This window comes from Parabacteroides sp. An277, assembly GCF_002159645.1.
In the GTDB taxonomy this organism is placed as follows: Bacteria; Bacteroidota; Bacteroidia; order Bacteroidales; family Tannerellaceae; genus Parabacteroides.
The window spans coordinates 34,172-60,061 of record NZ_NFJB01000020.1 but is presented as its reverse complement, the minus strand read 5'-3'; the positions used below and the strand labels follow the sequence as shown (position 1 = coordinate 60,061).

General features: G+C 46.0%; 9 protein-coding genes. 7 read left to right on the top strand and 2 right to left on the bottom strand.

The window, feature by feature from the left end:
- Nucleotides 1–112 precede the first annotated feature (112 nt).
- From B5F77_RS09470 to mutL, 3 genes are all read left to right on the top strand, one after another.
- Nucleotides 113–4,207, top strand: coding sequence for a DUF6383 domain-containing protein (locus B5F77_RS09470; RefSeq protein WP_087330151.1), 4,095 nt, complete (start codon nt 113–115; stop codon nt 4,205–4,207).
- A gap of 345 nt (nt 4,208–4,552) precedes the next feature.
- The gene (locus B5F77_RS09465) at nt 4,553–4,864 is read left to right on the top strand and encodes a hypothetical protein (protein ID WP_087330149.1); all 312 of its coding nucleotides are present in this window, start codon (nt 4,553–4,555) and stop codon (nt 4,862–4,864) included.
- Nucleotides 4,861–6,699, top strand: a complete 1,839-nt coding sequence (mutL, locus tag B5F77_RS09460; protein WP_087330147.1) for a DNA mismatch repair endonuclease MutL — start codon at nt 4,861–4,863, stop codon at nt 6,697–6,699. Before B5F77_RS09465 ends, mutL begins: the two co-directional genes overlap by 4 nt.
- Here the strand turns inward: mutL and nrdG are convergent.
- A complete protein-coding gene (nrdG, locus tag B5F77_RS09455; protein ID WP_087330145.1) occupies nt 6,696–7,190 on the bottom strand; it encodes an anaerobic ribonucleoside-triphosphate reductase activating protein in 495 nt (164 codons plus the stop codon). The genes mutL and nrdG overlap by 4 nt on opposite strands.
- 1 nt (nt 7,191) lies before the next feature.
- Nucleotides 7,192–9,399, bottom strand: coding sequence for an anaerobic ribonucleoside triphosphate reductase (locus B5F77_RS09450; protein WP_087330143.1), 2,208 nt, complete (start codon nt 9,397–9,399; stop codon nt 7,192–7,194).
- Between the two features lie 417 nt (nt 9,400–9,816).
- Here B5F77_RS09450 and B5F77_RS09445 point away from each other — a divergent pair, with 417 nt between their 5' ends.
- The 4 genes from B5F77_RS09445 to B5F77_RS09430 all read left to right on the top strand — a co-directional run bounded on the left by B5F77_RS09445 (nt 9,817) and on the right by B5F77_RS09430 (nt 25,858).
- The gene (locus B5F77_RS09445; RefSeq protein WP_087330141.1) at nt 9,817–13,386 is read left to right on the top strand and encodes a discoidin domain-containing protein; all 3,570 of its coding nucleotides are present in this window, start codon (nt 9,817–9,819) and stop codon (nt 13,384–13,386) included.
- A gap of 851 nt (nt 13,387–14,237) precedes the next feature.
- Entirely contained in the window at nt 14,238–16,715 is a 2,478-nt protein-coding gene (locus B5F77_RS09440) for an outer membrane beta-barrel family protein (protein ID WP_087330139.1), read from the top strand.
- 450 nt (nt 16,716–17,165) lie between these two features.
- Nucleotides 17,166–21,368: a DUF6383 domain-containing protein gene (locus B5F77_RS09435; protein ID WP_087330137.1), complete on the top strand. Its 4,203-nt coding sequence runs from the start codon at nt 17,166–17,168 to the stop codon at nt 21,366–21,368.
- A gap of 284 nt (nt 21,369–21,652) precedes the next feature.
- The gene (locus B5F77_RS09430; RefSeq protein WP_140392862.1) at nt 21,653–25,858 is read left to right on the top strand and encodes a T9SS type A sorting domain-containing protein; all 4,206 of its coding nucleotides are present in this window, start codon (nt 21,653–21,655) and stop codon (nt 25,856–25,858) included.
- Nucleotides 25,859–25,890 lie beyond the last annotated feature (32 nt).

The following is a 25,890-nucleotide window of genomic DNA, read 5'->3' as shown; positions in this document are numbered from 1 at the left end:
CGCGCTTTCTTTATGTCCGTAATCAAAGCCGGGTGCGTTGTACTAATCTTCGTAAGATTTAATCAAGAGTTTATTAATCAAACATTTTTGTATAATTAAAATTTTAAATCTTATGAACAAAAAAGTACTTACGCTTTGTGCCGGCGCTTTGCTGGCTGGTGGTGTGTCGCTGGCGTATGTGGCTCCAGTAAATGCAGCTCTTCCTGCAGTTACAGCTGTTACGGCTGAAACATCGGAAGATTATACATTTGAAGCTGGAGAAACAACAGAGTTGACAGGAGACTACACCGTAAAAGCAGAAAATGGCGTTTGGGTTATTGACCAAGAAAACGCTACTCTTGATGGACAAGGTCATACGTTGAAAGGTCGTTTACACATTAAGGCAAGTGGTGTAACGATTAAGAATTTAACGATTGACTATGAATCTGCAGGAAGCAATCGTTCTCAAAAGACAGGTATTCTTGTAGGTGCGGATACTTCAGAAGAGGGACAAGCTATTGATGATGTTACTATCGACAATGTGACTCTCGAAGGTTCTGCAAAAGATGGTAAGTTAGCTAATGGTATAAGCATCAACACCACAGATGAAGAGGCTGTTTTTACCATTAACAATTGTACTATCACAACAAACAATGCCATTGTTAATGAACAGAATGAGTTCCCTGTAGGTATTCTTATCACAGGTACAGAGACTCCTATCTCTAAAATGGTGACTAAGACAACCATTAACTCTGCGGTTGCTATTGTACAAAAAGACGACAATGGTTACATCTATGCTAAAGTAGATGCAGACGAAATCGCTGGAAACGAAGACTTAAGCGACTACTTGATGGATGTATTAAATTCTTCTACAAGTACGGAAGGAGCTGCAAGTCAAATCGAAGTAGCAAATGCTACAGCTGAGGAGGTGTTGGAAGCATTGGAAAACAACGAGGTTTCTAACGTTAGTGCTGCAAACAAAAACGCAGTAATCGTGGCATCTGATGCCAACTTGCTCTTTGGCAAGGCTGAAGCTCCAAGTAATGGCAAACCTTCAAACATTGTAAAAGTTGGTAGCAATGGAAAGGTAACTGCAGACCAAGCTTCTGCTGCGAAACTTTTAGGAGAACAGAAGTTAGTTGCAAAGGTTGGTGATGACTGCTATTTGTTAGCATACCAAGTTGCTTCTAGTGGAAATATGTATGTGGCAAAGAGCGACAATACCGTTGAAAAGTATGATGGCTCTCAAGCTACAGATGCCAATTTCTTATGGTCTGTAAAGATGTCAAAGAATGCGGTAGGCAAGATTGAGTATGTATTCATCAACAAGAAGACGGGTGAACCTCTGACTACAAGCAATGTAACTGATGGCGCATTCGAAACAGTAGGTAACACTGAATACAACAATGGTTTTGTATTGGAATTATCGGGAGCTGATTTAAGCGGAACAAACGCAAATTACTGGGGTCTCTATGTATCAGGTGAAATGGGCTTCCAGGCTGACTATCTGAACGAATTGGAAGGTTCAAGCTTTGCATTAACTATCAAAGACAATGCAGACGGTGATGCGAAGTTGGAAGGTGCAGATGCTTTCGATTCTTCAATCGAAGCAGAACCTGTTCCTGCAACAGATAAAGATGCTACTACTTATCGCTTCAAAGTAGGAGACGAATACATCGTATTGGATACAGAAGATTCTTGGTCGAACAAGGGCGTTATGCCAAGTGGTTTAGGCTATAAGTTCAAGACAATTAGCGAAGAGACTTGGGCAAAAGATCAAGCAAAGGACGAACCTCGTTATATCAGTACATTCACCATCTATTATTTGGCAGGTGATGACACGGATAAAGATTTGAATCCTTCTGCAAAGACAGCTATTGAACGTATCGGTGTCACAATCGATGGCGAAGAATACAGCTTGGCTACTTATAACAGCGATGAAAAGTATTACTTGACGGTAGCAGATCAGGATGATGCAGAGGAAGTAAAACTCTTGGCTGATATCACCTTCGGCGGTGGCAACCGTGCAGACATCACCAAATTGTTGACTGGTAAGTTCGTGAACATCCAGTTTGTCAACAAAGAGTACAAGTTGGATAGCTACGGTGAAGCTGACGACAACCAGAAGTACAAGATGGGCAAGTTGTTAGCAATGCAGGCTGACAAGAATGGATACAACTTGAAGGCTGAATACATCGGCACAACGAAGGGTGAATATCCAGAAGCTCAATGGGCTGTTGAATACAATGACAACAACAACACCGCTACATTCATCAACCGTGAAAATCCGGATGTGAAGGTGGAAGAAGTGGCTTTGTATAACACAGATGCAGATGGCGTTTATGCGATCTCTGCTGTAAAGGGTGCTTCCAGCTCGACGGATATTTGGAGTTCTAACGTATTGCCAGAAGATACGATTAAGTTGACATTCGTAACTACGGGCATGTTCGACGGCTTCAAGTATGTAAACGATATCAAAGCGTTGCAAGATACGGTTTACAACATCGCAGCCTTCAAGGCAGTAAATGAAGTAAACGATGCATACTGGGTAGAAAAGAACCACAGCACGACTCACCAGATCGGTTTGGATGGTGACATCGAAAACGCTGGCGAATGGAACTTGCACGTGGCTATGAAACCGCAACGCGATGCAGACGGTGAAATCGTGAAGAACGAAAAGGACGAGTCGGTAATGGTTCCGGATACGGTATTCGTTAAGAGCACATTGTATACTTGGGATGCTTCGAAGGGCGCCGTACCGAGCGAAAGCGTATTGGCTATCTTCCCGTATGCTATCCAGAACAATGACAACAACGAGTTCGTTAAGTATGACGATGCACATGGTCGCGAATATTATGTAGCAGATAAGGATAACAAGACCCATTCAACAATCTACAATGAAGAAGGCGAATGGGCATACGGTGTAGATCGCTTCGCATTGAAGATCCAGCCGGATGGTTATCATATTGTAGCATTGAATACTGTAGATCGTAGTGATCTTGTTAATGTTGAAGAAGCTGAAGCATTCTTGGCTGAACAAGTTAAGTTGTATGGTAACTACGACAATGAGTTGGAAGCTAACTACAACATCACAACGATGGGCAACAAAGTCTTCGCCGGTAACGCTGCTACAAGAGGTACTTTGGACCAAGTAGGTAACTACACATCGGTTTACAACGACGTGATGACGATCACTCCGGTAGCCATGCCTGAATATCGTCCGGTTGTGAAGGCTAACGAGGCTGCATTCGATACGGTTCGCATCTATCGCGACGAGAACCATTCGCAGTTGCTGTATGAAAAGAAGGATCAGAAGTCGGGTATCAGCTTCTTGAACATTGATAACGAAAATCAATTCGAGTTGGCAGACGCTATCTTCGTCGATACAGCTTATGTAAACCGTGGCACGAATACACGTTGGCAGTATCTCTTGGTGGTTCAGCCGAACAACGTAAGCGAATGGTATTGCCCGATGCAGGAAGAGCACAACACGGAAGCTTGGCGTGAAGAAAACGGCGTAGACCACTGCCACGACGCAATCCGCAAGAACTACGTAGAAGGCCGCTTCTTGGTGAACTTGATGGATACAGCTAACGTTTACGAAACGACTACGCAGCATGACAATCCGTACATCCACGAAGTAGAAGCTGGTGATATGAAAGCTAAGTTGGCGTTCGTACCTGGTAAACACTTCGGCGATACATTGGTTATCTACAAAGATGCTGCTATGACGCAAGTAAAAGACAGCTTGTTCTTGGGTGAAAGCGACTTCAACATTGCTAAGTTCGCATTCCGCTACGAAGACAATGCTACTGGTTCGTTCAAGATTCAAACGCAGTACAAGGAGTGGTTGGATGGCAACTTGCGTGCTGCAGACGAAGATTGGGCTAAACCGACTAACGAAGGTTACTTACGTTGGGTAAACGGTACGTTGGTTGTAGACGAAGGTTATGACAAGGGTGATGTATTCAACATGACTGAAAACTACACGGAAGGCAACCCGACAGCTAACGAGTCTATCGAAGCAAACGGTGCAATCAGTGTAACAGCAGTTGACGGTGCCGTAGTAATCAAGGGCGCAGAAGGCAAGAACGTAGTAATCGCAACGATCCTTGGTAAGGTAGTTGCTAACGAAACAGTTAACAGCGACAACGAAACGATCGCAGTTCCAGCTGGTATCGCAGTAGTTTCAGTTGACGGCGAAAGCTTCAAGGTTGTAGTTAAATAAATGAATAGAAATAAGTTCATAACATTATAAATTTAAGTTGTTAATAAATAGTTAATAAGCTGGTCGTGCCCCTCGCGAGAGTCGCCGCAGCTAAGAAATACGTTAGTATTAATATTAGTAGAAAATTCTATTCAAAACGCGCTCCCTTCTGGGAAGACCGGAGCGTAAAACTCTTAAGAGCCTCTTTCCATTCCGGTGGGAAGGGGCTTTTTCTATGTTAAACGTCACCTTCGATAGACAGAAGGAATATGCATGGGATGGATTACATACAATTTTCGGTCCAAATGCCCTTCTATCCAAGAAATATTTGTACTTTTGGCTGTTCATTTAAAAAAGGAATAACGTATGGGTATTTCATCATTTTATAAGATGCGCAAACCGCGGCAGTTCGAGCACAAACCGATTTACTGGGATCCGCACGCCGAGGAGCGGGAGGCACGTTTCCGCCGTATCCGCCGGGAAATGGGGGAGGAAAAGGAAATGACGTTGGAGGAATATAAGGAGGAAATCCGAGGAAGCTTCATCGACGGGACGAAACACCTGAAGAAAAGTGTAGATAAGGGCGATACGGCACGCTCACGGAAGTACAAGAACATGCGGCTGCTGTTGGTGTTGGTTATTTTGGTAGTATTGTTTTGGTTTATGTTCTGGGGATGAGCGATATCATACATCTACTTCCGGATAGCATTGCCAACCAGATTGCGGCAGGCGAGGTGATTCAGCGACCGGCTTCGGTCGTGAAGGAGTTGGTGGAAAATGCCATCGATGCCGGCGCGACACAGATACAAGTCCGGATTAAAGAGGCGGGAAAAACCTTAGTACAGGTGGCTGATAATGGTAAAGGCATGTCTGAAGCTGATGCTCGGATGGCTTTTGAACGCCATGCGACGTCGAAAATTGCCCAAGCCGAAGATCTTTTCGCTTTGCATACGATGGGATTCCGCGGGGAAGCGTTGGCTTCGATTGCCGCTGTGGCACAGGTAGAGCTTCGTACGCGCGAACAGGGAGCTGAATGGGGAACGAAGCTGGAGATAGATGGTTCGGAACTGCAATACATCGAAGCGGATACCTGTGCGGAAGGAAGTATGTTTTCGGTCAAGAACCTGTTCTTCAACGTTCCGGCACGGAGAAAGTTCCTGAAGTCGAACGAGACGGAATTCCGTAACATTCTGAACGAGTTCGAGCGCGTTGCCCTGGTCAATCCTTCCGTGGCTCTTTCGCTCTACCACAACGATACGGAGATATTGAATCTGCCAGAGTCTGGACTTCGGCAGCGCATTATCAGTATTTATGGGAAGAACCAGAACCAGAAGTTGCTTTCGTTGGAGGCCACCAGTTCGCTGGTCTCGATTACCGGATTTGTAGGTCGTCCGGATGCAGCCAAAAAGCGGGGCGCACTGCAGTATTTCTTCGTCAACGGACGATTCATGAAGCATCCCTATTTCCATAAAGCGGTGATGCAAGCCTATGAACAGCTCATTCCGGCAGGCGAGATGCCGAGCTATTTCATCTATTTTCAAGTAGACCCGGCTACAATAGATGTGAATATCCATCCGACGAAGACCGAAATCAAATTTGAAAACGAACAACCTATCCGGCAGATTCTTTTAGCCGCTATTCGGGAAACGTTGGCCAAGTCGAGTGCGATTCCTACCATTGATTTTAACCTGGAAGACATGATCGATATCCCTGTCTATAATCCCGAACGGCAAATGGGTAGTAGCGAAGCTCCCCAAGTACAAGTACATAAAGAGTATAATCCATTCCATAGCGACTCGTCCGAACGGGCCGCACGCCCCGCATTCGATTGGGCAGAACTCTATCAAAGTTTTGAAGCAGAACGTTCGGCAGCAATACCCGACGAAAAGGTATTCGAGAAGCCTATCCTGATGCCGGAAGGGAAGTCTCTTTTTCAGGCTTCTACACCAGCGGCGATGCCTTGTTTCCAATATAAGAACCGCTATTTACTGACTACATTGAAGTCGGGGTTGGCGGTGATAGACCAACATCGGGCGCATCTTCGTATCTTATTCGACCAATACCAGCAATCGATTCGCCAACACAAGGCCGCTTCCCAGCAGATGCTTTTCCCTGCACGTGTGGAATTGACGCCTGCCGAAGAGGCCGCTCTGCCTGCGTTGCTTGATGATTTAGGCTATTCTGGGTTTGATATTAGTAATTTAGGCGGCGGTAGTTATTCGATTAACGGTGTACCAGTCGGTATGGAGGGTATTGATTGCGTTGAATTACTTAAAGATATTATCCAAAAAGCTATCGAAACGGATAGCAAAGCGCAGGATGAGATGGTTAATATGATTGCATTCTCGTTGGCTTCGGCCCAGGCGATTCCGGATGGCAAAGCTTTGTCTGCCGAAGAAATGGATCATCTGCTGGCCTCCCTTTTCCTTTGTCCGGAGATGCATTTGACGCCAGACGGGAAAACCATCTATACGCTCTTGACGGACGAAGAGTTGGGCAAACGTTTGGGTTAAGTCCACGGGACGAACAGCACCGTCTCGCCACACTCCAGCGAACGGGGAACGTCGATAAGCCGTTGGTTCGAACTCCCGCGAAAGAGCAAGTCCTCATCGCGAAGCGCTTGGATAAAAGGACCATCGACCAATACATCCACCTGGTGCAACAACCGGGTGGGGGCGGATTGTTTCCGCAAATCCTCGAACAGGAAACCGGTATAGCACCAAATCGTCTTCCGGCTATGCCTTTTGATTGCTTCCGCTAATTCGGCAAATCCTTCGGCTTGAAACATTGGGTCGCCTCCACTAAAGGTGACATTCGCGAACTCGTCTGCCAACACGCGCGCCAGGATTTCCTCCGTGCGCATCCATGTGCCTCGTTGGATGTCCCACGATTCCGGATTATGGCAACCCGGGCAGGCATTGGGGCAACCGGCCGCATAAATCGCCGTGCGGAATCCTGGTCCATCTACGGTTGTATCTTCTATAATATCTAAAATCGAAAGCATTTTAATCGTGCGTCACGCGGTCGTGCAGTTCGGCGAGTTTGGCTTGGTTCCACCGGTCGGTTGTTCCGACGAGATAACCCGTGATGCGCTGGAGCTTATCCAAGTGATGGCTTCCGCACTTGGGGCAGACTTCCAGATTCGGGGCGGCGTTTTCGTATCCGCAATCGAGGCATCGGTTCCGGTTATGATTTACCGAGCCATAGCCCATATTGTATTTATCCATCATGTCGACCACTTGCATGATGACTTCCGGATTATGTGTTGCGTCGCCATCTATCTCGACATAAAAGATATGACCACCGCGCGTCAAGTCGTGATACGGGGCTTCGATCTCCGCTTTATGTCGTGCACTACATTTATAATATACTGGCACGTGGTTCGAATTGGTGTAATAGTCGCGATCTGTAATGCCGGGAAGCGAGCCGAACCGTTGGCAGTCTCGGCGGGTGAATTTACCCGACAAGCCTTCGGCGGGTGTTGCCAACACGCTGTAATTATGTTGATATTGTTCGGAGAATTGGTTTGCCCGGTCGCGCATGTAGGAGACAATTTTCAGTCCCAATTCTTGGGCTGAGGCATCTTCGCCATGATGTTTCCCTACGAGTGCCACCAGACATTCCGCCAACCCGATAAAGCCGATGCCGAGCGTACCCTGATTGATGACTGAGGTAATCGTGTCCGTCGGTTTCAATTGTTCGCATCCCAGCCAGAGGGATTTCATGAGCAACGGAAATTGCTTGGCATAGGCCGTCTTCTGAAACTCCAACCGTTCGTGAAGCTGGCGAGCGGTTAATTCCAGCATGGCATCCAACTTTGAGAAGAACAAAGCAATGCGCTCTTCTTGATTCTTCACGTGCATACACTCGATGGCCAAGCGTACGATATTGATGGTCGAGAAGGAAAGGTTCCCACGTCCGATGGAGGTCTTCGGTCCGAACCGGTTCTCGAAGACGCGTGTCCGACATCCCATGGTAGCTACTTCGTGCAGATAACGTTTGGGGTCGTCTGCCTGCCATGCTTCGCTTTGGTTGAACGTCGCGTCGAGGTTGAGGAAATTCGGGAAGAAGCGCCGTGCCGTCACTTGGCAAGCCAACTTATAAAGGTCATAATTCCGGTCTTCTGGCAGATAGCTTACACCCCGTTTTTTCTTCCATATCTGAATGGGGAAGATAGCTGTCTCACCATTTCCTACGCCCCGGTAGGTCGATTTCAAAAGCTCGCGGATGATGCAACGCCCTTCGGCCGATGTGTCGGTTCCGTAATTAATAGAGCTGAACACCACTTGATTGCCTCCTCGTGAATGGATGGTATTCATATTATGGATAAAGGCCTCCATGGATTGATGCACGCGGGCTACGGTTCGGTTCATGGCATGTTGCAAGATACGAGCCTCGCCTGTCAGCCCATCGAGCGGCTTCTCTAAGTAATCGTCTAATGGCACCTGATACAGATGGCTATAATCCACCCCGTTTAATTGTTCCAACGTTTTCAACTCTTCGATAAAGCTATCCCGCACGTAGGGTGCAAGGTAGAAATCGAACGCCGGAATCGCCTGTCCTCCGTGCATCTCGTTTTGGGCTGTTTCCAATGAAATGCACCCCAAGATGCTGGCCGTTTCGATACGCTTCGCTGGCCGCGATTCGCCATGTCCGGCCGAGAATCCATCATGCAAAATGCGGTCTAACGGATGTTGTACGCACGTGAGGCTTTTTGTCGGGTAATAATCTTTATCATGAATATGCAGGTAGTTGTTTTCAACCGCCACGCGGACCTCTTCGCTCAACAGGTAATCGTCTACAAAGGGTTTAGTAGTTTCACTTGCGAATTTCATCATCATGCCTGCCGGCGTGTCGGCATTCATGTTGGCATTTTCGCGCGTTACGTCGTTCGATTTAATGTTAATGATGTCCAGAAACACATTACGTGTTTTCGCTTTGCGGGCGATGCTCCGCTGGTTACGGTAGGCGATGTATTTCTGGGCTACGTCTTTGCGGCTGCTATTCATTAGCTCCCATTCGACTGCATCCTGGATGTCTTCTACCGTCATTTGCGGGTTTCCTTTGAAAGAAATCCGATCCGTAATCTGGCGAATCAAATGAATATCTTCGCCCTGTTGGGTGTGCAACATGGCTTTACGGATAGCGGTAGCTATTTTTTCTTCATTAAAACCGACGATACGTCCGTCTCGTTTAACTACAGTTTGAATCATTTTTCCGTTGTATTTATAGTGTGTTGAAAACTGCTGCAAAGATACATTCTATTTCAAGTCGGTTTTTATTTTGGAAAATTTTCGGCGAGTTAATATTTGTCAATCTATTTATAGATAACGATTTGAGATAATAAAATGGAAAACTTTTGTTCTTTTGTCAAGAAAATAGTTTTCCGAATGAGAAAACAAATAGATGGGATGTGGTATCTTGAAAATGATTCTCTTTGGAATCTCGTTGGTTTCCGTTTGGAATATAGTTATAATCGCCGGCAAATATAACGATAATCCGCGCGGGTTATGCCTATGTTTTCAGGAAATAAAAACGTGTATTGGCTAAAACAGGAAAAATATGTATCTTCGCCCAGTGTTAGAATGAATGTAGACAGGCTTACTCATATACCATATTATTATAGAAACATGAAAAAGACAATTTGGGGTTGGTGGTGTGGCATAGCGACATGTACGGCGTTGTGCGGATGTGTAGGAACGGGAAATGGACCGGACGCGGCGGATTATACCCGGGGCATTGGCGTTTATCCGGGTAATCCGAAAGAGGATTTCTCGCCTAAATTGGTACAAGATGATACGTATCGTAACTTGGCATACATGCGTGCTACCCGGCAATCTTCGGCTTATGATTATAATTTGACCTCTCAATTAACAACGGACGGCCTTATAGCCCGCGAGTTGCCTCCCTATTTCATCCTTTCAACACCGGAAGGGGAAGTGCCGAAGCGCGAAAAGGAGTGGATGATAGATGGCGGACCTTACTCGCGTAATACCGTTTATGGCGAGGATACCTATTTTCAATTTGCCTTGAAGCATTATCGCAAAAAGATTCGGCAAGTACGTTTGACAGGTACGTTGGCTTATGACGCCGGGAAGGCGAAGGGCGGATACGAGATGACTTGGGAGGGTTCGTTTGATGGACAATCGTGGACGACCTTGGATAGTCATCGGGGGAAAGGATTGCCGGGCGAAGCTTCCCGGCGGAATATACGCGTGAACGATCCGAACAAACAGACGGATGAACTTTCGATGCCCGTCCGGAGATTGAACGAGACCTTCTCTTTTTCAGATACGACATCGTATGCCTTGTATCGACTTCGCTTGAAGATGAAAGGCGCTTATGCCTGGATATTCCATGAAGCCGAATGCATGGACGAACAAGGTGCTGTGGATTTGAAACCTTCCCAGTTTTTTGCCAGTGCATGGATGAGTGCTACCACCGGAAAGGAATGGATTGAGGTTGATTTAGGTACCTGCGCGGAATTCGACCAAATTGTCTTGCATTGGCTGAACAAGGCCGTGAAAGGGAAAATTCAAATCTCCGACGATGCCTCGACCTGGCAAGAGATTGCCTCTTTGCCGGGAGGTGAAAATCCGACTGACATGATTCAAGTCAAAGGAAAGGCGCGCTATGTACGCGTGTGGATGGAAGAACCCGCAAACCAAGAACGCTATATTTTGAGCGAAATAGAGATTAAGGGAAGGGGAGGATTGGTGCCTCGTCCTGCAGATCAAGCACCAGCTGCTGAAGGGAAGATAAACCTTGCGGGCGGTAATTGGCGTTTGCAACGGGCTTCGGAGGTGAAGGAAAGCGGCAAAATCCTTTCGACCTCGGCTTATGAACCGGAGGGGTGGATTGTGGCTACCGTGCCGGGCACGGTGTTGAGCAGTTATAAGAACATAGGTGCTTTGCCTGACCCTAACTATGCGGATAACCAGCGAATCATATCGGAGTCATTCTTTAACGCCAACTTTTGGTATCGGAATGAATTTGAAGTGCCGAAGGGATTCAAGCGCGAGTGTGTTTTGTTGCATTTGGATGGCATCAATTGGAAAGCGAACATTTTCTTGAATGGAGAGAAGGTGGGGCGCATGGAGGGAGCTTTCATCCGGGGACAATTCGACGTGACTTCGTTGTTGAAAGAGGGGAAGAATGTATTGGCAGTGGAAATCATCCGGAATGAACATATCGGTGCGGTGAAGGAGAAGAACAAGCAGAGCACGGACTTCAACGGCGGTATTTTAGGAGCGGACAATCCGACGTTTCATGCCAGCATCGGATGGGATTGGATTCCTACCATTCGCGGGCGCAATATCGGTATTTGGAATGATGTCTTTTTGTCCTCTACAGGTCCCGTTACGTTGCAGGATCCTTACGTGGCCACGAAACTGCCGTTGCCTGATACGACTTCCGCCTGCTTGATACCCGAAGTCGTCGTCAAGAACCAGGGTTCGTCTCGCGTGGAAGGTATCTTGAAGGGACAAATCGGCGAGGTCTCTTTCGAACAACCGGTTGCTTTGGCGGCTCACGAAGAGCGGACCGTCCGCTTCGAACCGCTCCAATTCCCGCATCCGCGCCTTTGGTGGCCCAACGGGTATGGTACGCCCTATCTCTACAATGCCCGCTTTACGTTTTCCTTAAATGAAGAGGTGTCGGATACGAAAAACTTCCGGGTAGGTATCCGGCAAGTGGATTTCAAGGAGGATAATCACATCTTGAATCTGTATATCAACGGGCGACGTTTCATTGGCATGGGTGGTAATTGGGGCTTTAGCGAGTCGAATCTGAATTACCGGAGAAGGGAGTATGAGGCGGCCGTGGCGTATCATGCGGATATGAACTTTACGATGCTCCGTAATTGGGTGGGCATGATTGGGGACGAAGAGTTATACGAGGCGTGTGATAAGTATGGCATCCTGGTATGGCAAGATTTCTGGCTCGCCAATCCCTCGGATGGTCCTGACCCCTACGACCCGGAGATGTTTATAGCGAATGCGCAAGATTACGTGAAGCGCATCCGGCATCATGCCTCCATTGGGTTGTATTGTGGACGAAACGAAGGTTATCCGCCCAAGGAAATCGATGATGCGTTGCGGCGAATCGTGCGGGATACGCATCCGGGTATCCATTATATCTCCAGCTCGGCAGACGATGTGGTGAGCGGACATGGTCCTTACCGAATGCTTCCGGCTAAAGAATACTTTACGCTGAAAAGCGGCAACGATAAGTTCCATAGCGAGCGGGGAATGCCGAATGTCATGACCTACGAGAGTTTCTTGCGTACTTATTCGCCGGAGGGCATCTGGCCGCCGTCGGATGAATGGGGTCTGCATGATTACACGTTGGAAGGCGCGCAGGGGGCGGCTTCGTTTAACGACATAATTGCCCAAGGTTATGGCGAGCCTCAAAGCGCGAAGGAGTTTGCCGAACTGGCGCAGTGGGTCAACTACGACGGGCATCGGAGCCTTTTCGAATCGCGCAGCGCACATCGCATGGGGTTGCTCATGTGGATGAGTCATCCCTGTTGGCCCTCGATGGTATGGCAAACCTACGATTATTATTTCGAGCCGACTGCCGCCTATTTTGCCATCAAGAAAGCCTGTGAACCGTTGCATGTCCAGTGGAATCCGGCGACAGACGAGGTGGAGGTGGTCAATTATCGTGCCGGGCATCACCCTGTGCTGACCGTAGAAGCACGCGTGTTGAATCTGGATGCTTCGGTGGTGTGGACGCAAGAGGCGAAGGTTGATAGCCGCGAGGATACGACCGAGAAATGCATCCGCCTGGAATTTCCAGACGACTTGACGAAGGTTCATTTCATCCATTTGAAATTGAAGGAGGGCGACCGCATTCTTTCGGAAAACTTCTATCATCGGAGCCTGGAGGAAAACAATTACCAGGATTTGAAAAAGCTGGCGCGCGTCTCGTTGGATTCGCATTTCCAATACGAAAAGGCGGCCGACGGCACCTGGCAAGGCATTGCCACCATCGAGAATCCGTCGTCCGTGCCCGCCCTGATGGTGCGTTTGAACGTGGTGGGCGAACAGGATGGCGGGCAGTTCCTCCCTATCTTCTATGCCGACAATTATTTTGCCCTCTTGCCCGGCGAGCAGAAAGAGGTACGCATCCGGTGGAAAGAGGAAGATACGCGCGGGCAGAAGCCTCGGCTGGAAATCTCCGGATATAATGTGGATTGAGATAGCTACAAGGTTGCATGGCGTTAGAAGTCGGACTTCTAGTCTCCCGCAGCATTGCATGGCGTTAGAAGTCGGACTTCTAGTCTCCCGCAGCATTGCATGGCGTTAGAAGTCGGACTTCTAGCTTCCCGCAGCATTGCATGGCGTTAGAAGTCGGACTTCTAGCTTCCCGCAGCGTTGCATGGCGTTAGAAGTCGGACTTCTAGCTTCTCGCAGCATTGCATGGCGTTAGAAGTCGGACTTCTAGCTTCCCGCAGCATTGCATGGCATTAGAAGCCGGACTTCTAGCTTCCCGCAGCATTGCATGGCGTTAGAAGTCGGACTTCTAGCTTCTCGCAGGGTTACATAAGGTTTCCTCCTTTTGCATCACGGCTCTTCCCTTTAGATTGGATACCGCAGGCCTCGCTCCGCTTCGACCCACGGTTACCTGAAGATTGTGCCTCTTCGAGGCGAATATAAGGTGGTGTATCAAAATACTATCTGAAAAGCTCCCCTGTCCTTAGGGGAGCTGGCTCGCGTAGCGAGACTGAGGGGTTAAATCTCTCATAATAAGCAACCACCCCTCACCCCTGCGGGGAGCTCCCCTAAGGCAGGGGAGCTTTTTCAGTTACTTCCTGATAATATTTCTCTATTTTGATACATCCCCCTTTGCTTAGCTGTCTGGTCGAAGCGAAGCGAGGCCTGCAGCAAATTTTAAAAATGAAAAGGACGGGCTTTTTGTATTAATTTAACAGGAAAAGGATAGGAGCGTATGGCACAAACTTGTACTTTTGGAGTGTCTGCTCTTTTAGGTAGAGAGTGGATTTAAGAGGTAGATTTAATTTATTTGTAAACTAAAAACGGTGTAAACCATGAAACATGTATGCTGGGGGACGTGTATCGTCCTGCTTTGCTTCCTGGCTGGCGTGACCCAGGCGCAACAAAAGGCGGGGGCATTTGGAGTGAAAGGCGTGTTGCTCGATTCCTTGTCGCACGAAGGCGAGCCTTATGCGACGATTCGCGTGTATTTGAAAAGCGAGCCGAAAGAGCCGGTCAAGTTGGCGGCCTCGGATCTGGACGGGAAGTTCCAAGCCGATCTTCCTTCGGCCAACGAATACATTATTTATATTACATCGATTGGAAAGAAAACAGTTTCCCGGACGTTTACGACGACCGACGAGCAAAAGATGGCCGATCTGGGGACGCTTTATACCTCGGAAGATAGTGAAGTGCTCGAAGGGGTAGAGGTCGTGGCGCAAAAGCCGTTGGTGAAGGCGGAAATCGACAAGATTTCGTACAGCATCGAGGACGACCCGGATTCGAAAACCAACACGACGCTCGAAATGCTCCGCAAGGTGCCGCTCGTGACGGTCGACGCCGAAGATAATATCCAGGTGAACGGCTCGTCGAACTTCAAAGTGCACGTGAACGGCAAGCCGAATACGCTCATGAGCAACAATCCGAAAGAGGTGCTGCGCAGCCTGCCTGCCAACTCGGTGAAGTCTATCGAGGTCATTACCGAGCCGGGCGCGAAATATGACGCCGAGGGCATCGGCGGTATCCTGAACATCATTACAACGGACGCGAAGATGCAGGGCTATAACGTGACGCTGGGCGCGAACGGAGGCAACCAGAATGCCGGCGCTTACGCCTACGGAACAGTACAAGTCGGGAAATTTACCGCGACCGGCAATTACTCACATAGTTGGCAATATTCACCGCGAGGCTATGGCATGTCCGGTCGAGAGGATTACACGTCCGATCAGTATAAATACCTAAATGGCGAGAATTCTTATAAGAGCAACGGCCATTTCCAATTTGGCAACATCGAGGCGAGCTACGAAATCGACACCTTAAACCTGCTCACCTTCTCGGCCAATGTGTTCGGCGGCTCGTTTGACACTGACAATGATTATTCCGCAGAAATGCGTAATGCGCAACGTGAGCTGATGTATAAGTACAAGTCTCGGAGTGCCAATACCAACAGCTTCGGGAATGTAGGCGTCAACCTCGATTACCAACATTCGATGAAGCGGAAGGGAGAATACCTGACCGCCTCTTACAAATTCAACAACTCGCCGAACAACTCCGAATCGGCCACGATGTATGAAGAGCGCGAAAATATTCCCTTCGACCTCATCGACCAACGCTACGACAACGACGCGCACACGTCGGAACATACGCTCCAGCTCGATTACGTCAACCCGTTGAACGAGATGCACTACGTGGACGCCGGCGCGAAGTATATCTTCCGGAAGAATGCCAGCGACAGCAAGTATTTCTTGGAGCAGGCAGACGGCTCTTTCCTGCAAAGCCAAGATATGAGCAGTATCTTCGACCAAGGGCAAAACATCCTCGCCGCTTACGCAGACTACCAGCTGAAATGGAAGAAGCTGGGCGTGAAGGCGGGTGTACGCTACGAACATACCTTCATGAACGTGGAATACGACCTGCAGCCCGACCGTAATTTCGACGCGGGATTCGATGATGTGGTTCCTTCGGCCAATATCTCCTACATGTTGGGCACGGCATCGACCCTGCGCGCCAATTACAACATGCGCATCAACCGTCCGGGCATCTGGTACTTGAATCCGTTCCGCGATGAAAGCGATCCGACCTCCGTCAGTTATGGTAATCCGGATTTGGATACGGAGAAGTCGCACAACTTCGGACTGACCTACAGTAGCTTCACCGCCAAGTTCAGCCTCAATGCCTCGTTGAGCTATATGTTCATCAATAATGGCATCGAGCGGTACTCGTTTATGAACAACGGCGTGATGGAAAATACGTATGGCAACGTCGGCAAGACGAAACAGACGCGCCTCTCGCTCTGGGCCAACTGGAATCCGGGCAGCAAGACGCGTATTTCCATCAATGCCAGCGGTTCCTACGTCGATTATAAGAGCGATGCCCTCGCGAGCCATAATTACGGATGGCAAGGGAATCTCTTCGGCAATGTCCAGCAAACCCTGCCGTGGAAATTGCGTCTCAGCTTCTACGGAGGAGGAAGCACACCCTATATTTCCCTGCAAGGCGAAGGCTCTTCCTATTATTTCTATGGTATCGGACTGAGCCGCTCGTTCCTGAAGGAAGACCGCTTGAATATCTCCATCAGCACCAGCAATATCTTCCAGAAATATCAAACCTACAACAACGAGACGCTAACGGATACCTTCCGCTCGTGGAGCGAGAGCAAATCGCCCAACCGTTACGTGAACCTCAGCATCAGTTGGCGATTTGGCGAACTGAAGACGCAAGTGAAGAAAACGGCGCGTAGCATCCAAAACGATGATGTGAAATCCGGAGGTAATAGCGGCAGCCAAGGCGGAGGACAGGGAGGCGGAATGTAACTCGTGCTACAAAGACGAGATAATCAGATTATATAATATAGAATAGGAAAGGTGTGTCCTAAATAGAAAATGGCACACTGAACACTGATTTAACAGATGACCACAGATTTATTTAGTTATAAATCAATAAAAAAACTGAGGTCATCTGTTAAATCAGTGTTCAGTGTGCCATACACCCATTATGACATACCGCCTTTTTAGCACAAATGGATACCGTGCATCGTATAAATAGTGATTTTATCCTCGAAACCCTGGGGTTTTGTCCTCGATTCCCTTAGTTTCGGATAAAAACTCAAAAGTTTTTTCAGCAAAACTCTTGCATTTTCATTTTTCCTCCTTACCTTTGCATCGATTCCGCGAAGGAAGACGTTCCCGCGGAGGTTTGAATAGAATATTAGAATAGAATTTTATAGAACTCAATTTTATTAACAATTAAATTTTAGTTTAGTTATGAACAAAAAAGTACTTACGCTTTGCGCGGGCTTCTTGCTCGCGGGTAATGCCGTAGCTTTTGCAACAGTTTTTGGAGGTTCAACTTCTGGTGCTGTTGCTCCGACAACAGGGTACACGATTCAAAACGCTACCTTCACTACAGAAGGTGTTATTAGCGCGGATGAATCAGATGCGGTGGATAATCTGCGATTCCCGACAGTTTCTCCGTTCCCTGTTAATACCACGTACGGAGCAAAACCTATTGCAGAATTGAAGCACGTAAATGGAGATATTGCGGAAGATCAGTATTTCCAATTTGTTGTCAGTGGTGATCCTCAAGGTAATGGCCATGAAGGTAAGGAGGTATTGACAATGGTTTGGGTAAATGACACGAATAACCAAGGTCATTACGAATTACAAGTAGAAAATGTTTTGAACGCAAACATTCGTTCGAATCGTATTCTTTTGGATCGTACTTTATGGAAAGTAACTGCGAAGAAGGAAACATCTGGTGCAGGTAACACATTGTATTATACTTTACAAAACAAAGCAACAGATGCAATTCTCCAACTTTCAATTTCATCAGCAAAGGATGTTGCTATTACAGGTGTTGATGCAAAAGAAGTAGAATTGAAAATTGTGGCTGGCCAAACTCAGTGGCGTTGGGCTGAAGGAGAAAGAGCTGCTACGACTTCTCGGAATGATTTAGGCAAAGAAGTTCTGAAAAATCAATTTTCTGCTCAGTTTAGTAATGGGACAACTTTATTCCTGGTAAAGAAAACAGATACAAATGGAAATTCTAAACTGACAGGTTTATTGTTGAATAGCAACTTAGGTTTTGGACCAGCGTATAGTCAATTGACTGCAACAAATGGAGACAAGTACCAATATGTAGAGTTCGAAGGTTGGGAAGCTAACCCGATCATTTTGACTGCAGACCAAATCAATTCAGAATTGGGTGCAGAGACTTTGAATGGAGGTCAGGATAGCAAGAGCTTCAAGTTTACTTTCGACCCGGGCGTTGTGGGTAGCACGAATATTATGACAGATGACGGAATTACATTCGAAGCTATCAGTGCAGATGCAATTGAAGGTAAGAATCGTGTTCCAGGTGATGCTGCTGATGGTTTCGTTCGTTTCCAGAAAAAAGGTACAAGCGAATTCTTAATGGTCGATACTACTTATTACAATGAAGCAGCTCAAGACCGTTATGAATTGAAGATGGCCGTTCAGGAAATTACTTTCCCGCGTGCAGCTGTGTTGAAAGATCAAACCACTATTGAGGAGTTGAATACTAAAAAAAGTAATAAAACGCTATACGATGCGGTAAGTTACTCTGCTGCTGCTTACGTCCAGTTAATGCGTCAATCAAACTTCCGTCCTATCTTCTATCCGGCTACGCAGACTTTGAAATTGCAGGCCGAAATGATTTACAAGAAGGCGAAGAATGATGAACCTTGGTGGTATCAAGTTCGTCATGATATTGCTACTTCTGGATATTTGGATATTGCAGCATATGCTTTGGATAATTCAAAGAATCCGTTAAGTACTGATGCTATATCTGGAGAAGTAAACGCAGTAGGTTATTATCCGGCTTATGTAGATGCAACAACATCTTCAAATGAGATAAAAGCTCGTGCATTGGCTTATAATTCAGCATTCAGTTCTTCAAGTTCATCAAATGGTTACAACAAGTTTGGTGCTGAATATAGAACTGGACAAGATGTTTGGAATGCTGTTACTAATTTGAAAGTACAGGATGTAATTTCAGACGGTGGTGGTATCAATCAACGTGATGTTCCTTTCTATAATAGTGTAGGAGATGGAATTTATTCACAAATGTTAGTTCGAGATCCAGCAAATGCAGCAACAGATGCAGATATGAAGACTATTTGGAGTCCGCTTTATGTACAGGCTAACAGCAATGTCGTTAAATTGGTTACATTGTCAAGCAATGAGAAATTCTTATCTACTGACATCGCCGATCCGAACGACGCTACTTACAACGGCTTGTTAACAAACATCTCTATCGAAGGTTTGCGTCAGAACTCGGATATTCCAGCTGCAGCGAATATCAAAGAAGGATATTACTATATCCAGAATGCTAACGAGGAAGATTCGCAGATCGCAGGCGTAGGCGCTTATCGCTATGAGGACTTAGCTGCTACAAACGCTATGTTCGCTTACTGGAACCAGAATACACAGAAGTGGGATCGTGGTGTATCAGGTGATGGCGATGGTGCAAAAGCTGGAGATAAGACAGTCACTACTTTAGGAGACGTAATCAAAGACAACACGGGCATTAACGAAGGTCTGCACAGTGCAGATAACGCAAATGTCGGTAACTTGGTTTACTCTGACAAGAAGTTGGCTATCCCGTCGGCTCAATGGTACATCAAGGGTGATGGCAACCACTATGTGATGATCAACCGTGAATCTGGCCGTCAGTGGAATACGGAATACTGGTGGGCAACAGACGAACCGGGCGTATACATCAACCAAGCAACTCGCACGAACTCGGCAGGTCAATCTGAAACTTACTACGATAAGATTCGTTTGACAGAAGTTCCGGCTGCTGAATTGAATGATCCGTACATGGGTTATTTGAACCTCTCGCAGGCAGAATGCCAGAACGATACAACGGTTTACAACATTGGCATGACAAGCATGAACACAACTCGCTTCTCATTGTCTTCTGTAGACGGTGTATTGACGATGACTCCGGATTCAACAGGTGCTTACAAGCTGGAAAGAGCATTGGTTAAGGACGTTGATAAGTATGTAAATACAAACAACGAACACTATGCTGACGAATTAGTATATGGTTATGTTCGTCCGGACGCTAACGATCCGACAGCAGTTGATACGATGCAGATGTTGAAACGTGCTAAATACTACATCTATAAGGATGAAGTGAGCGCTAACTCAGGTATCGAAGACGAAAGTATCAAGACACGTAGCTATATTACTTTGTCGAACGGTAAGTATCGTTTGCAGGATGTAAAGGTACAGTTCAATAAAGTTGAGAATGGCAACGATGTTGAGGATAACGATTTGTATTCGTTCAACTTGGACGTAGAAGAAGTACCGGGTACTGAAAACGTGAAGTATCGCCGTGCATTCTACATCAAGCAAATCACTCCTGATGCGAACCAGTTCGTATTGGTTGATCCGGAAGTAGTTTCTACAACAGACAACAATACAACAGGCAAACCGGCTTACGGTGCTCGCGTATTCGTGAACCAATTGACAGCTGAATTGCAACCGGGTAACTTGATTTCTGGTGGTTATGCAAGCAGCTATGCAAACAGTATCTTAGACTTCGAAAAGGTTGGCAAGCAGAACTACGCAGACATCCGCGGTGGTGAAGATCGTATGAACGCTAAGTTCTTCGTAGAAGGTGATAACACTTGGTTGTTAGGCGAAAATGGTGCTGTGAAGGGTTCGAACGTAGGTTTGTTGGAATTGAGAAAGCAAGATGCAGACATCTGCAACTCGATCTTTGTAGATACAGCTAACGTACATGATGCAGCGTTCCCACGCTTTTTATTGGCTGTTCGCAATGTAGATTCTACAGAAGTTTCTAACATCCCGAACCACAACCACCACATCTTGACGAAGGGTGCTTACCTTGTAAATATGATTGATTCGGCTGCTACGAACAATGTTTACAAGTATGTGAACCGCGACTTCAACAACACTGAATGGTATCGCTTAGGCTTCGTAAACGCTACGCACCAAGGTGACTCTTTGACAATCGATAATACGAAGACGGTATTCGACTTGTCTACAGAAGGTTTGGATAAGACTGGCGGTTTGAACTACGCTACATTCGCATTCCGCTATGTAGATACAGAACGTGACAACTTCTATATCGAAACAGCTTACAAGGATGCTACTAAGGGTTGGGTTAAGATCCACAACGGTGTAGCCGTAGTAACTCCGGATATCCAAGAGGCTGAAGTATTCTCGTTCGAGACTACAGATGAATACGCTACAGCAAACGAAACGATCGCAGCAGAAGGTGCAGTTTCAGTAGTTGCAACGGACGGTGCAGTCATCGTGAAGGGTGCTGAAGGCAAGAACGTAGTAGTTGCTACTATCTTGGGTAAGGTAGTTGCTAACGAAACTATCAACTCAGACAACGAAACGATCGCAGTTCCGGCTGGTATCGCAGTGGTATCGGTAGACGGCGAAAGCTTCAAGGTAGTGGTTAAGTAATTGACAATTGATAATTGACAATTGACAATTTAAATAAGGGAAGCCTCTCTCTGTATAGAGAGGGGCTTTTTCCGTCTAAAGGCGACCTTTAGCCCGTCTCGGTTTGATTCATGTGACGATTACGGTAAGGATACGGTGCTATCCTTACAAGGATACGGAGCTATCCCGATAAGGATATGATGCTATCCTTATAAGGATACGGAGCTATCCTAAACGAGAGGCGCGGAAGGCTGCACTAAAACGAGATAAGCAAACAAAAAAACAACTATTAAACATATCATGATATGAAACAACGATTACTTTTAGCCCTGCTGATGCTGTTTGTGTCGGTGGGTGTTTCGTGGGCGACCACAGGAAAGCTCACTTTAAATATAAAGAAAGGTAATACAGTTACTGTTTCAGCTATAGGTGGAACTGTGGGATATGGCGGTTGGAAGTCACAAGTCACGGTTACGGCCAATCAAGGAAACGATGATAAGGCTGAGAACTATATAGTTGAAGTTAGCGAAACCGTTACTGCATTATCTGTTTCAGGTAAGGTCATTCAATGTTCTTTGAAGGATCCCAATAATACGATTAAGACATTATCTTTTACAGGAAATGGAGATTTGACTCACTTGTACGTAACAGAAGCAACAGCTTTGACGAAGGTAGAATTAGGAGAGAATCAGTTGTCTACTCTTAGTGCACCTTCTTCTTGTGAAATAACAGGAACGCAAACCATCGCAGTTGCAGACGGTGATGGTTGGGCGACTGGAACAGCAAAAGGTTTCGATGTATTAAGTCAATTGAAATCGAAGTTGATTGCATTCCATGGTGATTTTTCGAACGTTACTTTCTCTAATTGGAAAGCCGTAGAAGGTACGATTGTGGCTAAAGAATATGGCAATCAATTTGCATTTGTGGACGGCGATGGTTATTATACTTCCGGTGAAGTAGGTTGTACAATCAGCAATGGCAAAGCAACTGTTACTATCAGCCGAGGCATTAAGATTACACCGGCTTCTATCAAACTGGACAAAATAGACAGTCCGAAAGATATGTGGGGTACGTCAACAGGTGATGTCAATGGTTTGCCTACTTCTGCGGAACAAGGCACGGAAATATCTGTAACTGTTACTCCTACCACAGGATACGAATTGGATAAGTTCGTTACAACGGGTTTAGTGGATGGCGAATTGACTGGAACAGTAAAGAAGTTTACCGTAAAAGCCAAGGCGAGCGATAGTAATCCTACCGTCCAGGAAGCCGTGTCAATTCAAGCTATATTTAAAGGAAAACCTCAGAAAGTAACTCTCTCAAAAGAGACAAAAGGTGGAGATTTCTCAGTGATTGAATATGCACAAAAGGAACCTGGAAGCAGTGAATTAACGCCGACACCATGGCCTGCCGGGACATTGTCGAAGGATGTACCTTATGGCAATAAATTGGAAATTATAGCAGCACCGGATGAGTTCTATAAGGAAAGCTATACAATCAATGCAGAAGAGCCAACTACACCTAATACGCCTTTCTCTGCTAAACATGTAGCAACAGTAAAAGTCGACAAGAATATGTCCATTGCTATCAAGTTTACTCCTAATTCTATCAATCAGGAATATAGCTTTGCTTTATCGGGTACAAATGCACAATATTGGTCAGATGTATTTAAGGCCATTTCTGTAGAAGAAGAGGAAGTGAAATTGATTTATTCCAGCGGAGATAATATACCGGTTAGTACGGATGTTCAGTTTAAAGCGACTCCATCAAGCATTACAGCAAGCGAAACGGTTGCGATGAAATTGGAATTAAATGAAGACATGAAGGGTAAATATGCGATTGAATCAATAATGCTTGGTGAAACTCAGCCATTGCCCTTGACTCCTGTTGCTACGGGTGTCTATACAACTGCATTTACCGCTCCGGAAGAAGGAAATGCTTCATTTACTATCAAAGTATCGGTATTGAAAGAGATTGAGGTTGCATTTACGAATAAGAGTGCCACTAATGCGGGACAAGTCATAAAGGCACAGACCGTCACTTATGATGGTTCATTGAAATCATTCCAATATACAACAACTCCATCAAACTTGGAATTAGATATTTGGTATAAAGTAGCTGGAGCAAGCGATAACACTTATACAAAAGATAAGCCAATAGATGCAGGTTCTTATGCTGTTAAATATGCACGAGATGCTAAAGATGGCTATCAAGCCATAGAAGAAACAAAAGTTACGGTAGAAGGTATTAATTATACATCAGATAAAAAAGGTGCTGAATCCGTTTTAATAATCGAACCGGCCGATGTACAAATTAAAACAGTTCCGGAAGTAAAAGCTATAAAGCAAGAAGATGGAACGTATAAATATGAAATCGGCACAGGAGAAGGTACAGCTTTAGATAAAACAGTAAAAGGTGTATTTGAAATTGTCGCTGTGAATGGAAAGAATGGAACTACGACAATTGATGTAAATGATTTAAGCGGAATTGCGAATGCTTCAGTATTATATGAATCCGGAGACGCCGTACCTGGAGGCGTTAATGCTAAAGCACATACGGTAACTTTACGTTTCAAAGTACAAAAGGATGGTAAAGAGGATGTAAATTACCAAGTTGCAGCCGTGGTTGTTCCTGTTAAAGTCGGAGACCAAGAACTTGCCTCTCAAACAATAACAATCAATCCGAAAGATGTTCGTGTTGATGGCGTGTCCATGGGAAATGCACCGACTATTACAGTTAAAGTATTTAATGGTACTCAAGAATTGAAGAGCGGAACAGACAAATTTGAAGTTTCTGTTGCGAAAGGTTCGACTATCAAATTGCAGGCAATTGTAGCAGATTATAAGACGGTAGAATTTATAGATGCAGATAAACAGTATAAGCCTGCTACTTATATAGGCAATAATACGTTTGAATGGACTTTGACTTCTGTTACGAAAGATGAGACTTTTGGAATTGCGTTGAAAGACGAATTGAAAGACATCTTTGAAATAACAATCGACGAAGTATATTCAACGCCTTATACAGGAGATGTTATTCCTTTTGATAATAGCAAGATTACTATTAAAAAAGATGGCTCGGTGTTAACAGGTGCCGATAAAGATGCGATATGCAAGACCATTACATATAAAGATGCGTCTGGCAATTTATTAGCAGGAGCTCCTAAGAACGCAGGATTTTATACTATCTGTCTGGATATTCCAATGTCAATGGAAGAAGGTTATGCTGGATATTCATTTGTAGGAACAGGCAAGATGCAAATCACCAAGAAAGTGCCAACCATCACTTGGCCTACTTCTGTAGATATGATTGGCAAAGGACAAACTTTGGAAGCTGCGACGTTGCGTGGCGGTTCGGCTGAAGTACAAGGTAAGTTCTCTTATGTAGATGCTGCAACGACAATACCGGAAGATGGCGAGAACTATCGTATTCAGTTTGTTCCGAACGATCAGACAAACTACGAGATTGCTTATCTGGAAATCGAAGATCAGACGACTACGGCATTAGATTTAGATATTGTTGTGTCTGATAAACCGATTTTGGCGATTGCAGATGTGCAGAATGGTAAGATCATCGTAGATAATTATGCGAAGAATACGCAGATTCCGGCTGGTACGAAGTTGACGATTCGTGCGATTCCGAATGAAGACTTCGAAGTAGAATCAATTACTGTAAAGGGAACAAAGACAAGCCAGACTTATTCTGGATCTACGGTAACGATTGAAATGCCAGATGAATCCATCTTAGTAACCGGCTCCTTCCGCGTCATCAAAGAAGACCCCGAGGAAATCATCGACCCGAATACGCAGTACATTGTTACATTGCCAGAGGCCAATGCCGTGCGCGGCGCGATTATCAATAATCCGGGCAAGAACGGGGTGAAGTTCAACGATCCGTTCACATTCTCGATTTCGACGTTGGCAGCTGATGCCAAGAACTTGGTCGTAAAGGCGAACGGTACGACGTTGACGCCGACATCGGCTGGTACTTATCGCTTATCTTCTGTGACGGGCAATACAACCATCACTGTTTCGCTCCCGAACCCAACCGAATTGAAAGTCAACATCCCGCGTGAATACAAGAACACGAAGGGCTATTTGGTTGGTAAGGTACAGGTAGAAGGTCCAGCGGATGGCAAATGTTATTATGGCGATGCCTTGACGTTAGTGGCTTATCCGGAGAGCGGTGTTTCGTTTACTCGCTGGAGTGATGGTAATCGTGAGCAATTGCGTGAAATCACGGTAACGAAGGACTTGGAACTGAAGGCAGAGTTTTCGGGCACGCCAACCGGCATCGAAGATATCGAATCGGCCAGCATCTATGCAGGTGACGGTTATATCCAAGTGAAGAACGTAGTGAATGCGGACTTGACGGTGGTTAGCATCAGCGGTCGCATCCAGACGAAACAACAACTGAGCGGCGATACGCAAGTACGTGTGCCAGCCGGTGTGTATGTCGTTATCTTGGAGAGTGGCCAAGAGGTGAAACGTGTGAAAGTAATCGTGCGTTAATTGATTGATATTATTGACTGGGCACAGAGTCT

Bases quoted from the DNA above. Each gene is read 5' to 3' on its own strand.
- B5F77_RS09470 (WP_087330151.1), top strand. From the start codon at position 113: ATGAACAAAAAAGTACTTACGCTTTGTGCCGGCGCTTTGCTGGCTGGT.
- B5F77_RS09465 (WP_087330149.1), top strand. From the start codon at position 4,553: ATGGGTATTTCATCATTTTATAAGATGCGCAAACCGCGGCAGTTCGAG.
- mutL (WP_087330147.1), top strand. From the start codon at position 4,861: ATGAGCGATATCATACATCTACTTCCGGATAGCATTGCCAACCAGATT.
- nrdG (WP_087330145.1), bottom strand. From the start codon at position 7,190: ATGCTTTCGATTTTAGATATTATAGAAGATACAACCGTAGATGGACCA.
- B5F77_RS09450 (WP_087330143.1), bottom strand. From the start codon at position 9,399: ATGATTCAAACTGTAGTTAAACGAGACGGACGTATCGTCGGTTTTAAT.
- B5F77_RS09445 (WP_087330141.1), top strand. From the start codon at position 9,817: ATGAAAAAGACAATTTGGGGTTGGTGGTGTGGCATAGCGACATGTACG.
- B5F77_RS09440 (WP_087330139.1), top strand. From the start codon at position 14,238: ATGAAACATGTATGCTGGGGGACGTGTATCGTCCTGCTTTGCTTCCTG.
- B5F77_RS09435 (WP_087330137.1), top strand. From the start codon at position 17,166: ATGAACAAAAAAGTACTTACGCTTTGCGCGGGCTTCTTGCTCGCGGGT.
- B5F77_RS09430 (WP_140392862.1), top strand. From the start codon at position 21,653: ATGAAACAACGATTACTTTTAGCCCTGCTGATGCTGTTTGTGTCGGTG.